Source organism: Pseudomonas sp. B21-015, from assembly GCF_024749285.1.
GTDB lineage: Bacteria > Pseudomonadota > Gammaproteobacteria > Pseudomonadales > Pseudomonadaceae > Aquipseudomonas.
In genome coordinates, this window is record NZ_CP087196.1 from 2,188,964 (window position 1) to 2,205,655 (window position 16,692).

Sequence of the window (16,692 nt, forward strand, 5' to 3'; positions counted from 1 at the left end):
GCGGCTCAAGGAATGCCTGCCGGAATTCATGGTCCCGGCGCATGTGCTGTTCCTCGCCAGCCTGCCGCTGACGCCCAATGGCAAGCTCAATCGCAAGGCGTTGCCGGCGGTGGACGCCAGCCAGTTGCAGACGCGTTATGTCGCCCCGCAGAGCAAACGGCAGCAGCAAGTCGCCGCGATCTGGCAGGACGTGCTGAAACTGGACCGCGTGGGCCTGACCGACAACTTCTTCGAGCTGGGCGGGCACTCCCTGCTGGTGACCCAAGTGGTGTCGCGGGTGCGGCGGGTGCTGGACATCCAGGTGCCGTTGCGCAGCTTGTTCGAGCACAGCACCCTGGAGGATTTCGTCCAGGCACTGGGCGCCGAACCGGGCGAGCAGTCACCGCCGATGACCCGGGTCGACCGTGACCAACCGCTGGTGCTGTCCTTTGCCCAGGAGCGCCAATGGTTCCTGTGGAAAATGGACCCCGACAGCGCCGCCTACAACATCCCGACCGCGCTACGGCTGCGTGGCGAGCTGGACAAAAATGCCCTGCAACGCAGCTTCGAGGCATTGGTGGAGCGCCACGAAAGCCTGCGTACGGCGTTCGTCGAGGAAGATGGCCGCACCTGGCAGGTGATCCGCCCGCAAGGTCGCGTGAGCTTTGTCGAACAGCGGCTGGCCGTCAGCGATGAGGCGAGCATCAAGGCCTTCGTCGAACAGGAGACGCAACGTCCGTTCGATGTGCTCGACGGTTCGTTGGTGCGCTTCGTCCTGCTGCAGGTTGGCGAACAGGATCACGTGCTGGTGCTGACCCTGCACCACATCGTCTCCGACGCCTGGTCGTTGCAGGTGATGATCGATGATTTGATGGCCCTGTATGCAGCGATCAGCCAGGGCCGGCCGGCCGAACTGCCACCATTGCCGGTGCAGTACGCCGACTACGCGGTGTGGCAGCGTCAATGGATGGCCGCCGGCGAGCGGGACCGGCAATTGGCCTACTGGCGCGAAAAACTGGGCAGCGAACAGCCGCTGCTGGAGTTGCCACTGGATCATCCGCGTCCGGCGCAGCAAAGTTTTCGCGGGGCGCGTCTGCCGATCACCCTCGACGAATCCCTGAGCAATGCCCTGAAGGCGCTGGCCCTGCGCGAAAACGTCACGCTGTTCATGCTGTTGCTCGGTTCGTTCCAGACCTTGCTGCATCGCTACAGCGGCCAGGCGGATATCCGCGTCGGCGTGCCGATTGCCAACCGCAACCGCTTGGAAACCGAGCGGCTGATCGGCTTTTTCGTCAACACCCAGGTGCTGCGTACCGAGTTCGACGGCCAACTGACGGGCGCTCAACTGCTGCAACAGGTGAAGCAGGCGGCCATGGCGGCGCAGATGCATCAGGACCTGCCGTTCGAGCAACTGGTCGATGCGCTGCAACCGCAACGCAACCTGAGCCATAGCCCGCTGTTCCAGGCAATGTTCAACCATCGCAGCGAAGCGACCTCAACGCTGGCCGAATCCTTGCCGGGCATCGAGCTTGCAAAGCTCAGTTGGGAACACCGCACCGCGCAGTTCGACCTGACCCTGGACACCAGTGATAACCCGCAAGGCCTGCACGCGTCGCTGACCTACGCCACTGATTTGTTCGAGCCATCGACCATCGAGCGCATGGGCCGGCACTGGCTGAATCTGTTGCAAGGCCTGGTCGAGGACATTCACCGTCCGGTGGGGCAATTGCCATTGCTCGATGACCGGGAGCGTCAACTGACGGTCGTCGACTGGAACGCCACCGCCGTCGACTACCCGTTGCATCGCAGCGTGCAGGCGCTGATCGAAGAACAGGTCGGTAAAACCCCGCAGGCGTGTGCGCTGGTGTTTGCCGAACAACGCTTGAGCTACGCCGAGCTCAATGGCCGCGCCAACCAATTGGCTCACGCGCTGATCGAGCAGGGCGTCGGCCCGGATGTGCTGGTGGGCATCGCGGTCGAGCGGTCGGTGGAAATGGTCGTGGGCTTGCTGGCGATTCTCAAGGCCGGCGGTGCTTATTTGCCGCTGGACCCGCAATACCCGCAGGAACGTTTGGCCTACATGTTTGAAGACAGTGGCATTCAGCTGTTGCTGACCCAGAGCCACTTGCTTGAGCAATTGCCGATCCCGACAGGCATTCGCAGCCTGGTGCTGGATCAGGACGGCGACTGGCTGGAAGGCCGCAGCGATGCCAACCCTGGCATTGACCTCGACGGCGAAAACCTTGCCTATGTGATCTACACCTCGGGTTCCACCGGTAAACCGAAAGGCGCGGGCAACCGTCATTCGGCGCTGGTCAATCGCCTGTGCTGGATGCAACAGGCCTATCGGCTCGACGCCACGGACAGCGTGCTGCAAAAAACGCCGTTCAGTTTCGACGTGTCGGTCTGGGAGTTCTTCTGGCCGCTGTTGGCCGGCTCGACACTGGTAGTGGCCGCGCCGGGCATTCATCGTGATCCGGCGCAGTTGATCGAGTTGATCACCGCGCAACGCATCACCACGCTGCACTTCGTGCCTTCGATGTTGCAGGCGTTCCTGCAAGACCCTTCGGTGGGCGAGTGCACCAGCCTGACCCGGATCGTGTGCAGTGGCGAAGCCCTGCAAGTGGATGCGCAGCAGCAAGTGTTTGCCAAGCTGCCCAACGCCGGGCTGTACAACCTCTACGGCCCGACCGAAGCGGCCATCGACGTCACGCACTGGACGTGCATCGAGGAAGGGCGCGACAGCGTGCCAATCGGCCAGCCGATCGCCAACCTGGGGACTTACATTCTCGATCACGAGTTGTCGCCGGTACCGGTGGGTGTGATCGGCGAGTTGTACCTGGGCGGCGAGGGCCTGGCCCGGGGTTATCACCGTCGCCCTTCGCTGACGGCGGAGCGATTCGCGACCAGCCCGTTCGGTGACGGCCAGCGCCTGTACCGCACCGGCGACCTGGCGCGTTATCGCGCCGACGGGGTGATCGAATACGCCGGGCGCATGGACCATCAGGTGAAAATCCGTGGCCTGCGCATTGAGTTGGGCGAGATCGAAGCGCGCCTGGCCGAACACGACGAAGTCCGTGAAACGGTGGTGATCGCCCAGGACGGCACGCTGTTGGTGGCGTATGTGGTGCCAGCGCGCGGCGCATTGCTGCACGCCGACGATGACGTTCGCAGTGCTTTGCAGCGTAGCCTCAAGGAACACCTGAGCCAGACATTGCCGGACTACATGGTCCCGCAGCATTGGCTGTGGCTGGAAAAAATGCCGGTCAGCCCCAACGGCAAACTGGAACGCAAGGCGTTGCCCAAGGCCGACACCACGGCCAGCAGCAAGGCTTACACCGCCCCGACCAGCACCACCGAACAGGCGCTGGTGGCGATCTGGCAAAGCGTGCTGGGGCGGCCGCAGGTGGGGATCAGCGACAACTTCTTCGAGCTGGGCGGCGATTCGATCATCTCGATCCAGGTGGTCAGCCGGGCGCGTCAGGCAGGGATCCATTTCAGCCCCAAAGACCTGTTCCTGCACCAGAACGTGCAAAGCCTCGCGGCGGTGGCGACCGTCGGCGACAGCGGCTTGAGCACCGACCAGGGCCCGGTCACTGGCGACACGCCGTTGCTGCCATTCCAGCAGTTGTTCTTTGAACGCGAGATGGCCGAGCCGCACCACTGGAACCAGTCGGTGCTGCTCAAGTCCGCCAAACCGCTGCACGCCCGACACCTGGAGCGTGCGTTGCAGGCGCTGGTCAGCCATCACGACGCGTTGCGCCTGGCCTTCACCCGCCAGGGCGACAACTGGACCGCGCAGCATCGTTCCCTGGCCGAGCAGCAGGCGCTCTGGCAACAGTCGCCGCTGCTGTGGACCGCCGAGGTCGCCGATGCCGAGGCACTCGAACAATTGGGCGAACAGGCACAGCGCAGCCTCGAACTGGCGAACGGTAATCTGCTGCGCGCGGTGCTGGCGAACATGGCCGATGGCAGCCAGCGACTGTTGCTGGTGATCCATCACCTGGTGGTCGACGGCGTGTCCTGGCGCATTCTGCTCGAAGACCTGCAACAGGCCTACGAGCAGTTGCAGGCTGGCCAAACGCTCAAATTGCCGGCCAAGACCAGCGCCACCCAGGCCTGGGCGCGACGCTTGCAACAGCATGCCGACAGCCCGGCGATGCAGGCTCAGCTGACGTTCTGGCAAGGGCAATTGCAGGGTTCACGCAATGACTTGCCCTGCGATCGACCCCAGGGCGAGTTGCACAACCGCCACGCCTTGCATGTGCACACCCGTCTGGACAAACAGCAAACCCGCAAGTTGTTGCAGGAGGCACCGGCGGCCTATCGCACACAGGTCAACGACCTGCTGCTGACGGCGCTGGCGCGGGTGATCGCCGACTGGACGGGCGACGCATCGACCCTGATCCAGCTCGAAGGCCATGGCCGCGAGGCGCTGTTCGAAGAGCTCGATTTGAGCCGCAGCGTGGGCTGGTTCACCAGCCTGTTCCCGGTCAGGCTGACCCCGGCGATCACGCCGCAGGACTCGATCAAGACGATCAAAGAACAGTTGCGGGCGATCCCTGATAAAGGCCTGGGCTTTGGCACGCTGCGCTATCTGGGCAATGACAATACCCGGCATGCGCTGCAAGCCTTGCCCGTGCCGCGCATTACCTTCAACTACCTGGGCCAGTTCGATGCCGGATTCGGCGACGAGGCGGGCGCACTGTTCACCCCGGCCAGCGAATCGGCGGGCGCGGAGCAAAGTCCGCTGGCGCCGCTGGACAATTGGCTGACCCTCAACGGCCGGGTGTATGGCGGCGAATTGAGTATCGGCTGGACGTTCAGCGGGCAGATGTTCGATCAGTCGACCATCGCCCGATTGGCGCAGGCTTATGCGCGGGAACTGGGGCGCTTGATCGAGCACTGCTGTGAGGCTCGGCATCAGGGGCTGACACCGTCGGACTTCCCGTTGGCCGGGTTGACGCAACGCCAGCTCGATGGGTTGCCCGTGACGCCACGCCAGGTCGAAGACATTTACCCGCTGTCACCGATGCAGCAAGGCATGCTGTTCCACACCCTCTACGAGCAGCAGGCCGGCGATTACATCAATCAGCTGTGCGTGGACGTTGAGGGGTTGCAGGTCGAGCGTTTCCGCGAGGCCTGGCAAGCGGCGCTGGATGCGCACGATGTGCTGCGCAGCGGCTTTGTCTGGGACGGTGAGTTCAAGCGTCCGTTGCAGGTGATTCACAAGCAACTGGCCGTGCCGTTCACCTTCCATGACTGGCGCGCCCGGAGCGATGTGGCCCTGGCACTCAGCGAACTGGCGGCCGCGCAGCGCCAGCAGGGTTTTGACCTTGCCGCCGCACCGTTGCTGAACCTGACGGTGGTGCGTCTCGACGCCGCGCGTTTTCACCTGATCTACACCAGCCATCACATCTTGATGGACGGCTGGAGCAATTCGCAGCTGCTAGGGGAAGTGCTGCAACGCTACAGCGGCCAGGTGCCGGCGAACACGGCGGGGCGTTATCGCGACTACATCGAATGGCTGACGCAACAGGACGCGCAGGTCACCGAAGGTTTCTGGAAGGGCCAGTTGGCCGCGTTCGATGAGCCGACCCGGTTGGCCAAGGCGCTGGTGTGGACCGGCAGCGATGCGGCCAACACCGCTCAAGGCGAGCACTATCTGACGTTGGACCAGGCGCAGACCGCCGGGCTCAATACGTTTGCACGGGAACAGAAAGTCACCCTCAACACCCTGGTGCAAGCAGCCTGGCTGTTGCTGTTGCAACGCTATACCGGGCTGGACACGGTCAGCTTCGGTGCCACGGTGTCCGGACGTCCGGCGCAACTGACCGGGGTCGAACAGCAGATCGGTCTGTTCATCAACACCTTGCCGGTGGTCGCCAGCCCACGGGCCGAACAGCCGCTGGCGCAGTGGCTGCAACAGGTGCAGGCGCAGAACCTGGCCTTGCGTGAGCAAGAACACACCGCGCTGTTCGACATCCAGCGTTGGGCCGGGCAGGGCGGCGAAGCCCTGTTCGACAACATTCTGGTGTTCGAGAACTACCCGATCTCCGAAGCCCTGCAACAGGGCGCACCGCAAGATCTGCGCTTCGGCGAAGTGGGTAACTTCGAGCAAACCAATTACCCGTTGACCCTGGCGGTCAACCTCGGCGCCGAGTTGTCGTTTCAACTGAGTTTCGATCGTCAGCAGTTCGATGACGCCGCGATTGAACAACTGGCCGGGCATCTCGCGCACCTGCTGTTGCAGATGGTCGAGGCACCTGCAGCCAGTGCCGTGGGCGATCTGGCCCTGGTCTCGACCGCTGTGCGCGAGCCGCTGGCGCTGCCGGTCGATGACGTGTGCGTGCAGCGCTTGTTTGAACGGCAAGCCGAGCGCACACCGCAAGCGCTGGCGCTGATTTTCGACGAGCAACGCCTGAGCTATGCCCAGCTCAATGCCCAGGCCAACCAATTGGCCCGCGTGCTGCTGCAACATGGCGTCGGCCCCGAAGTGCTGGTGGGCATTGCGGTCGAGCGTTCGACGCAGATGATCATCAGCCTGCTGGCGGTGCTCAAGGCCGGGGGCGCCTACGTGCCGTTGGACCCGGAATACCCGGCCGAGCGACTGGGTGCGATGATCGAGGACAGCGGTCTGCGTGTGTTGTTGACCCAAAGTCACCTCGCGGCGGCGTTGCCAGAAGCTGCGGACGTGACCGTCCTGAGCCTGGATCAACTGGATTATCCGACCCAGGCCGACAATCTGCCGGAGCGCAGCGGCCCGCCAAACCTGGCGTATGTGATGTTCACCTCGGGCTCCACCGGGCGCCCGAAAGGGGTCGGCATCACCCACTCGGCGCTGACCCGTCATGCCCGGGTGGCCCTGGATTTCCTCGGCCTCACGCCGCAGGACCGCTCGCTGCAATTTGCCACGTTCAACTTCGATGCCTTTGTCGAGCAGCTTTACCCGGCGCTGATTTGCGGTGCCTCGGTGGTGCTGCGCGGGCCGGACATCTGGGACAGCGAGACCTGGTATCGCGAATTGCTCGACAAGCAGTTCAGCATCAGCGACCTGACCACTGCCTACTGGAATATGTTGGCCAAGGACCTCGCGGCGGCGGGTCATCGTGACTATGGCGCGTTGCGCCAGGTGATCGTCGGTGGCGAAGCCATGCCGCCGGAAGGTGTTGCCGCCTGGGGCCAGGCCGGGCTGGGCCATGTGCGCCTGCTGAACACCTACGGCCCGACCGAAGCGACGGTCAGCGCCACGGTGCTCGATTGCAGCGACTACGTGTCCGGCCGCAGCCCGTTGCCGGTGACCATGCCGATTGGCCGGGCGTTGGGCGGCCGGGCGATTCATGTGCTCGACACCCAGGGCCAACCGGCGCCGGTGGGTGTGGTCGGTGAACTGGTGATTGGCGGTGAGCTGCTCGCACGGGGCTACTTCCGGCGCCCGGAATTGACCGCCGAGCGCTTCATTCCCGACCCGTTCGATCCACTGGGCGGTGGCCGCGTGTACCGCACCGGCGACCTCGCGCGTTATCGCGCCGACGGCGTGATGGAGTACATCGGGCGGGTCGATCATCAAGTGAAGATTCGTGGTTTGCGCATCGAGCTCGGTGAAATTGAAACCCATCTGCTGAAGGTTCCTGCGGTGCGTCAGGCACTGGTGGTGGCGCAACCGGGTGCCATCGGTCAGCAATTGGTGGCGTACGTGGTGTTCGACGATCCGGCGCACGTCAGTGCCGATTCATCCACGCTGGCGGCGTTGCGCGATGACGTCAAGGCACGCCTGAAGGCCAGCCTGCCGGATTACATGGTTCCGGCCCATGTGTTGTTCCTCGAAGGCCTGCCCCTGAGCCCGAATGGCAAGATCGATCGCAAGGCCTTGCCGGGCGTCGATGCCCGTCTGGTGGCGTTGGACTTTGTCGCGCCTGAAGGTGCATTGGAGCAGCAGATCGCTAAGGTCTGGCAGGACGTGCTGGAACTGGATCAGGTCGGTCGCGACGATCACTTTTTTGAACTGGGCGGGCATTCCCTGCTCGCGACGCAAGCGGTGTCGCGCCTGCGCAAACTCACGGCCTGTACGTTGAGCCTGCGCGACCTGTTCAGCCATCCGCGACTCAAGGACCTGGCGGCGTGGATCGCGCAGCAGCAGGGCACAGCTGAGCCGAACGGCCACGGTGTGGTGCTCAAGGCCCATGGCACCCGGCACAGCGCACCGTTGTCGCTGGTGCAGCGTCGCTTGTGGATCGCCGAGCAATTGTCCGGCGGTTCCGCGGCCTATGGCATGCCGATGGCCTTGCGTTTGCGCGGTGAGTTGTCGGTGGAACGGCTGATCAGCAGTTTCGCCGAGGTGGTGCGCCGCCATGAAGTGCTGCGCACCGCGTATACCCAGGACGATGAAGGTGACCCGATTGCCGTGATCGCCGAGCAGGTTGAACTGGATTTCCCGGTGATCGATTTGTCCGGTCTGTCCCGCAGTGCCCAGGAAGAGCGGGTGGCACAAGCGGCACTGGAAAACGCGCGCACGCCGATTGATATGGAACACGCACCGCTGTTGCGTGGACGGATCCTGCACCTGGGGCCGACCGAGCATGTGATGCTTTATGCGATGCACCACATCATTTCCGACGGCTGGTCGATGGGCTTGCTGGTCAACGAACTGGTGCAGATTTACCACCGCATCAAGGCCGGTGACCTGACCCCGTTGCCGGCGCTGGACGTGCAGTATTCCGACTTCGCGCTGTGGCAGCAGGCACTGGAGCAGCAAGGCGTGCTGGCGCGTCAGGCCGAGTACTGGAAAGCGCGGCTCGCAGGCTATGACGGGCAACTGAAGTTGCCATCGGACAACCCCCGTGGTTTGACACCGTCCTATGCGGGTGACGCGGTGCAGTTCCAGCTCACCACGCCACTCAGCACGGCCTTGCGCAAGTTGTCCATGGACGCGGGCGTCACGCTGTACAGCACGCTGCTGGCGTCGTTCCAGGTGTTGTTGCACCAGGTCAGCGGCGTTGCGGATGTGTTGGTCGGTGCCGACGTGGCCGGGCGTGAACAGCCGGAGCTTGAGCGGTTGATCGGCTTCTTCGTCAACGTCTTGCCATTGCGTTCGCAGTTCGACGCCGCCACGCCGTTCGCCCGATTCCTGGGCCAGACCCAGGAATCCCTGCTCGGTGCCATGGAGCATCAGGACCTGCCGTTCGACATGATCGTCGACGCCTCGGACGTGCCGCGGCACAAGGGCATGAACCCGCTGGTGCAAGTGTTGTTCGTGATGAACAACCTGCCGGGACGCACCCAGGCCATGGGCGGTTTGAGCGTGGAATCGCTGCCGGCGCTGGAGACCCATTCTAAATTCGACATGGCGTTGTTCGTTGACGATGAAGCAGGGCAATTGCTGGGTACTTGGCAATTCGCCACAACCTTGTTCGGACACGAGCGCATTCAGCACCTGGTGAAGGCCTGGATAGCCCTGTTGGAACAGATCGTCGCTGATCAGGACATTCTATTGGGAGCTATCAGCATGCCAGTCGACAATTTAGCGGTGGCCGCCAAGCCTGCCATCCCCGGACCCAAGGCCGACAAACTCGGCAAGTTCCTCAAGCGCGGTGCCGCCCCGGCGGCCAAGGCCCGACCGGCACCGATACGCGAATCGCTGATCGCCGCGCCACAGCCGTTCCCGCTGCTGCTGGAACCGAACGAGCCGCATTTGGACTTGATCGAGTGGATCAACAACAACCGGCCGTTGATCGAAGAAAAACTCGTCAAGCATGCCGGGATTCTGTTCCGTGGTTTTGAGCTGGATGGCATTCAGGGCTTCGAGGCGTTTGCCGAAGCGATCCAGCCAGGGCTTTACGGCCATTACGGCGATCTGCCGAAGAAAGAGGGCGGCAAGAACACCTACCGCTCCACGCCGTACCCGGAACGCAAGATGATCCTGTTCCACAACGAGAGCTCCCATCAGGACCGCTGGCCGCGCAAGCAGATGTTCTATTGCGAGCAAGCCGCGCCCATTGGCGGTGCGACTCCGGTGGTGGATTGTCGGTTGATGTACGAAAAACTGCCGGCGGACCTGCGCGACAAGTTCGAGGAAAAAGGCCTGCTCTACGTGCGTACCTTCACCGACAACCTCGACGTGTCCTGGCAGCATTTCTTCAAGACTCAAGACCGTGCCGAAGTCGAGGCCCGTTGCCGGGCCGGTGGCATCGAATGGCGCTGGCTCGACAACAACGAATTGCAAACCCGCACCCCAGGCCCGGCCATCATTCGTCACCCGGTGACCGGCGCCAAATCGTTCTTCAACCAGGTGCAACTGCATCACATCTATTGGCTGGAGCCGGACGTGCGGGAAGACCTGTTGTCGATGTTCGGCCTGGACCGCATGCCGCGCCATGTGTTCTACGGCGACGGCACGCCGATCGAAGACGAAGTGATGCAACGCATCGGTGACTTGTACGAAGAATGCGCAGTGCGTTTCGACTGGCAAAAAGGCGACGCCATCCTGCTCGACAACATGCTGGTGGCCCACGCCCGTGATCCGTTCGAAGGCCCGCGCAAGATTGTCGTGGCCATGGGCGACATGTTCGACCGCAGCGCCCTTGAACGCGTAATGAACACCGAGGAAACCGGAGCATGAACGAGGTATCGATGGACCAGCAGGACCTGGGTTACGCCTTGACGCCTGAACAGCAACGGTTGCTGGAGCAGTTGCCCAAGGCCCCGGCCTGTGGCGATGCGCTGCATTTCCTGGAGATCGAGATCAGCGGCGCCCTCGATCCGCAGCAGGTGCAAAACGCACTGGATCGGGTGCTGGCGCAACAGCCAATGCTGGTCGCGCGGCTGGGCAAGGCGCCGGGTTTCCATGGTGTCCGGCAGTTCGTCGGGGGGGCGGAGCGCTTCCCGCTGAGCGTGCAGGCGCGGGTCGATACCCCGGCCGGTATTCAGGCTCAGCTCACCGAATGGGCGGAACGTTCTTTTGTCGTCGGTGAGTTCGAGGGCGCGCAAGCGGTGCTCTATCGCCTGGCCGATGATCAATGGAAATTGGTGTTGGGCCTGGCCCGGCACAGCCTCGATGAAAGCGGCGTGCGGTTGCTGTATCGGCAATTGGTGCGGGCCTATGGGCAACAGTCGGCGGCGGACGATGAAGAGACCGGTGAATTCACCCAGTACCTGGAATGGCGCAGTGAAGTGGTGCTCGACGAAGACGCGGCCGATGCACGTACTTACTGGCAGGAACACCTGCAAGGCGCCGATCCCGATTTGAGTACTCCGTGGCTGGCCTATCGCAACGGGAATCCTGGATTGTCGTCGACCACTGAATTGCTGGCGCTCACGCTCGATCCGGCACTGCGCAGCGGTTTGCAGCAAGTGGCCGGGTCGCTGGAGCAATCGCCGAGTGTGGTGCTGCAAGCGGCCTGGTGGCTGTTGCTGGGTCGACTCAGCGGGCATGAACAGGTGCTGGTCGGTGTGCGGCATGACAGTCGCGAAGATTACGAATACTTCAGCGATGCCGTGGGCGTGTTCGAGAAAACCCTGCCGCTGAACCTGCTACTGACGACGAATGCAGCGTTCAGCACCTGGGTGGCGGAGTTGGCGGCGCGTCTGGGTGAGCACCGTACGTGGCAGGAATACTGGTCGCCTGAACTGGCGCCGACGGCGGCTCGCCCGGCGTATGGTTTTGCTGTTTGCCGGGCCACGCAAGCCGCGACGTCCGCTGATTTGCAATGGACTCCGCGTTCGACAGTGCGCGAAGCACTGTTTGAATTAATGCTTGAACTGGAAACGGACGAGGCGGGCAACGCCCACGCGTTCCACCTGCATTACAACCCGTCCCGCTACTCGGTCCAGGCGATGGAAGGGTTGCTGGCGCAGTTGCGCGTATTGCTCGAAAACATCGTTGCCAATCTTCACGCCGAATTCGGTCAACTGAACGTGTTGGAAGCCGCCGAACAACAGCGCTTGCTGTCGATCAACCCGCCAGCGCGAGCACTGGTCGATAACCGGTTCTTGCCGCAGCGCATTGCCGACTGGGCCCGGACCACGCCGCAAGCCATCGCCCTGACTGACGGCGATCGACGCCTGAGTTACGGGCAGTTGCAGGCGAAGGTCGAGGTGTTGGCCCAGGCATTGAAAGCCCAGGGCATGGCGCCGGGAGCTATCGTCGCGCTGGCCTTGCCACGCTCGGCGGAGCTGGTGATCGCCATGCTCGCGGCGTGGCGCATCGGCGCGGCGTACCTGCCGCTGGACCCGCAATGGCCGCAAGCCCGTCAAGCATTGATGCTGGAACAGGCCGGCGCTGCGTTGCTGCTGGTCGACGCCGGGCACATCGCGCAATGGCACGATTATCCGTTGCCTCTGGCGACCGTGGACCGGGTGCTGCAATCGGCCCCGGCGAGCACGTCGGCCATCAGCCTCGACACACAGGGCGATCAGGCCGCGTACGTGCTGTTCACCTCCGGCTCCACCGGTATGCCGAAAGGCGTGGTCATCGAGCACCGGCAATTGCTCAATTACACCGCTCACGTCAGCCAGGCCCTGGGGCTGGAGCAGTGCCAGCAGTTCGGTTTCACCTCCACGGTGGCGGCGGACCTGGGCAACACGGCGCTGTTCGGCGCCTTGTTCAACGGCGCCTCGCTGCATGTGGCCAGCGATGAGCAGATGCAGGACGGCAATTTGTTTGCCGATTTCCTGCAACGGCAAGCCATCGATTGCCTGAAGATCGTTCCGTCGCACCTGGCTGCGCTGCTCGACAGCGAACGCGCGCAACTGCCACGCACGCTGGTGCTGGGCGGCGAGCCGATTGCCCAGGCATTGGTGCAACGGATCGCCGGTTTGCGCAGTGATTGCCGGGTGTTCAATCACTACGGCCCGACCGAGGCCACGGTCGGTGTGCTGGTTCATCCGCTGGATCTGGAGGCGGCGGTGCCTGACGCCGGCGTTCTGTCCCGGGTGTTGGGCAACAATCAGGTGTTTGTACTCGACGATAACCTGCAACTGGCGCCGGTCGGCGTGCTGGGCGAGTTGTACCTCGGCGGCGCGCAGTTGTGTCGCGGCTACGTGAATGTCGAGGCCGATTCGCAAGTGTTTATCCAGAGCCCGTTCAATCCGCAGGAGCGCCTGTACCGCACCGGCGACCTGGCCCGTTATCGCCCGGATCTGTCGATTGCGTTGCACGGTCGGCGCGATCAGCAAATCAAGGTGCGGGGTTTTCGCATCGAACTGGCAGAGATCGAAGTCGAGTTACTGCGTGTGCCGCAGGTCGCGCAAGCACTGGTGTTGCCGGGGCCGTCCGCGCAAGACGGGATGCTCGCTTTCATCGTGCCGCATCAGGCGCCTTCGGCGACTTTGCTCGATGCCGTTCGCGACGAACTGGCGTTGCGCCTGCCCAGTGTGATGCTGCCGCAGCACTTGCAGTTGATCGACAGCTTCCCGCGACTGGCCAACGGCAAGGTTGACCGCAAGGCCTTGCAACAACTCGCGTCCACCTCGGCTGACGATGGAGGCATGCAGCCCCGCGATGCTCTTGAGCAATTGCTGGTGACGCGCATGGCGCAGTTGCTGGGGGGTGAGCGTCTGGGCATCGACCGGGACTTTTTCGCCGCCGGGGGCCATTCCTTGCTGGTGATCAAACTGGTGGCCGGTATTCGCAAGTTGTTGCAGTGCGAAATCCAGCCGGGCGTGGTGTTTGACCATCCGACCGTGGCGGGTCTGGCGGCGGCGTTGCGCTCCCGGGAGAGCAGTCCGGGTCAGTTGGAGAAGATGGCCCAGGCGAGGCTGCGTCTGGACAACATGAGCCCCGAAGAAAAAGCGTTGCTCACCGAAAAAGCCCGGCAACTGCAAAACGCCAAGGCTGCACAAAACGGTTGAACTAGCAGAAAAAAAGGCCGACGCCCAATGCGTCGGTCTTTTTTTTGAATTTTTGCGCAAATGATAAATAAACTCATTCCGGTTTCTGCACGGTGCTGCGTCTTACTTACGTAAGCAGATAAATCGAGCCGGGCAGGGTAGCCACAGGGTTCAGTTTTTCCCAGCCGTACACATTTTTACCGCTGCCCGGACAAACGATCGAGCCCGGGGAGGGGCCGGTCATCGACTTGCGACGTGTTGCCCGAGATGGCAGCCGATCCAGGCGGTTCACAGGTCCAGGCAGCGGCAGGGCACTCGGTTGCCCATGGATCCTATCCATTTCAATTAAAAATAGAGAGCACGATGTCAGCAATTCATGAGTTGAAACCTCTGTTCAAGGCCTTGGTCATTGCCCGAACCCTGTGCTCGCGTCGCTCGTTGGCCGGTCTGGGCATGGCTTGCCTGCTGCCGCTCAGCGCGCAGGTCCACGCCGAAGACTTCACCCTCAACATTCCTGCCCAGCCTTTGCCTCAGGCGCTGCAGGCGTTTGGCACGCAGACCAATCAGCAGGTGATCTACAACGCCGATGACATGGCCGGCCTGCGCAGCACACGCGTCAGCGGCAAGTTGAGCAGCGAAGCGGCGATTGCCCAATTGCTCAAGGGCACGGGCGTGCACTACAGCTTTGAAGGCAACACGCTGATGCTGGTACGCGGCAGTTCGACCGAGGGTCTGGAACTGGGCGCCACCACCATCAACGCGCAACAGGTGGGCGCGACCACCGAAGGTTCGAATTCCTACACCTCGAATGCCGTGACCATCGGCAAGGGCACCCACACCCTCAAGGAAATCCCGCAGTCGGTCACGGTGATGACCCGCAAGCAAATGGATGATCAGGACATCGTCGATCTCAAGGACGCGGCCAACAAGACCACCGGACTGGTCGGTGCCCAAGGCGTTGGCAGAGGTTTGATCCTCTCTTCGCGCGGTTTCCAGATCGATGACTGGCAGTACGACGGTGTGCCGATCCCGCGCAACACTTACGCGCTGGGCAACTGGGCCACGCAGGACTTGATTTTCTTCGACCGCATGGAAGTGCTGCGCGGTGCGTCGGGCTTGCTGCAAGGCACCGGCAGCCCGGGTGGCGCGGTCAACCTGGTGCGCAAGCGCGGTCAGGCCACACCGACCGTGACCCTGACCGGCAAGGCCGGCTCCTGGGATCACTACGGTCTGCAACTGGACGCCGGTGGGCCGTTGAACCAGAACGGCACCATCCGTGGACGTTTCCTTGTCGACCAGGACGACACCCACACGTTCGTTGATTCCGAATGGTACAAGACCACCTCGCTGTACGGCGCGCTGGACTTCGATCTGAGCGAAGCCACTACCGTGGGCGTGGCGGTCAGCCAGTCCGACGGCGAATCGCGCTCGAATGTCCGCGGTTTCCCGCGTTACTCCGACAGTAAACCCATCGACCTGCCGCGCAGCACATACACCGGGGCGAAGTGGAACCATTCGGATATCGACGTCACCACGCTCTACACCGATCTGGAACACCGTTTCAACGACGACTGGGCCTTCAAGGTCGGCGCCGTGCGCATGACGGAAACCAACAAGGCGAAGAACCAGCGGGTGCAATCCTCCGGCGATGGCATCAATCCCGATGGCAGCGGCGTGCAATACGCTGACTTCGTGACGGACATGGACTCCACCAAAGTCGCTCTGGACATGAACCTCACCGGCAAGTTCGAAGCCTTGTCCATGCCGCAGGAAATCATGGTGGGCGGCAACTATTCCAAATACACCTCGGACGACAAATACGCCCGAACCTTCAATGACAGCTCCGACAATATCTTCGACATTGATCACAACCGTCCGCAGATCAGCTACGAAGGCTTGATCAATAGCCCCGGTGGTCGTGGGACTCCCAGCCAATACGACATCCGCCAGAAAGGCCTGTACGGCAGCTGGCGGGTCAAGCCTGTTGAAGACCTGACCCTGGTGCTCGGCTCGCGGGTCAGTTGGTACGACTACAATTACAAGTCTTCGACCCAGACCGCGACCGGCATTACAGACGATCCAAAAAGCACCGCCACCGAAACCGGGGAAGTCACGCCCTACGCCGGCATCATTTATGACCTGAGCCGTGAATGGGCGGTCTACGCCAGTTACACCGACGTATATACACCGCAAACCGAACGCGATACCGCCGGCTCGGTACTTAAACCGATTGTCGGCAGTAACTACGAGGTGGGTCTCAAGGGCGAGTTGATGGATGGCCGGATCAATACATCCGTGGCCCTGTTCCGTTACGACCAGGAAAACCGTGCCGTTCTCGATACGCAGGGTGCGCAAACCTGCGACGGTTGGTATTGCTCGACGGCATCGGGCAAAGTGCGCAGCCAAGGTCTGGACGCTGAAATCAGCGGCGAAGTGATCGACAATCTGCAACTGTTTGCCGGCTACACCTACAACACCACCCAATACCTCGACGACCCTGACAACGAAGGCAAAATCTTCAGCTGGTGGACGCCTAAACACATGCTGCGTGTGTGGGGCAATTATCAGTTGAGCGGCGACTGGAGCCGTGTGAGTACCGGCCTGGGCTTTACCGCACAAACCCACACGGTAGGTTTCGACCACTCCGTCAACGTTCCGGGTTATACCGTGTGGAATGCCCGTGTCGGCTACCAGCTCACCCCGGAAATCGAGCTGGCGATGAATGCCAACAACCTGTTTGACAAGACCTACTTCGCAGCGGCCTACAACCAGATTAACGGCAACAACAACTACGGTGATCCACGCAACGTGATGTTCAGCGTGAAGTACACGCCGGAGTTCTGAGTCCTTTGCACGAGCGTCAATGTTCCGGCCCGCGCCCTTTTA

Annotated in this window: 3 protein-coding genes (1 of these 3 running past the window's edge); all 3 read left to right on the top strand. The window is 62.4% G+C overall.

Annotated elements, in window-relative coordinates; genetic code table 11:
* Positions 1–10,597: the 3' portion of a non-ribosomal peptide synthase/polyketide synthase gene (locus LOY38_RS10065; RefSeq protein WP_258699890.1), read on the top strand. 2,921 nt of this gene lie to the left of the window's left edge; the window shows 10,597 of its 13,518 coding nt (coding positions 2,922–13,518); its start codon lies beyond the left edge, outside the window; its stop codon occupies positions 10,595–10,597.
* Complete coding sequence (locus tag LOY38_RS10070) at positions 10,594–13,827, top strand: amino acid adenylation domain-containing protein (protein WP_258699891.1); 3,234 nt, start codon at positions 10,594–10,596, stop codon at positions 13,825–13,827. Before LOY38_RS10065 ends, LOY38_RS10070 begins: the two co-directional genes overlap by 4 nt.
* Before the next feature lie 342 nt (positions 13,828–14,169).
* Positions 14,170–16,650 carry a TonB-dependent siderophore receptor gene (locus LOY38_RS10075; protein WP_258699892.1) on the top strand — a complete coding sequence of 827 codons (2,481 nt, stop codon included), beginning with the start codon at positions 14,170–14,172 and terminating at the stop codon, positions 16,648–16,650.
* The last annotated feature ends 42 nt before the right edge of the window (positions 16,651–16,692 follow it).

Excerpts from the sequence above, each read along its gene's own strand:
- LOY38_RS10075 (WP_258699892.1), top strand. The coding sequence starts at position 14,170 with ATGTCAGCAATTCATGAGTTGAAACCTCTGTTCAAGGCCTTGGTCATT.
- LOY38_RS10070 (WP_258699891.1), top strand. The coding sequence starts at position 10,594 with ATGAACGAGGTATCGATGGACCAGCAGGACCTGGGTTACGCCTTGACG.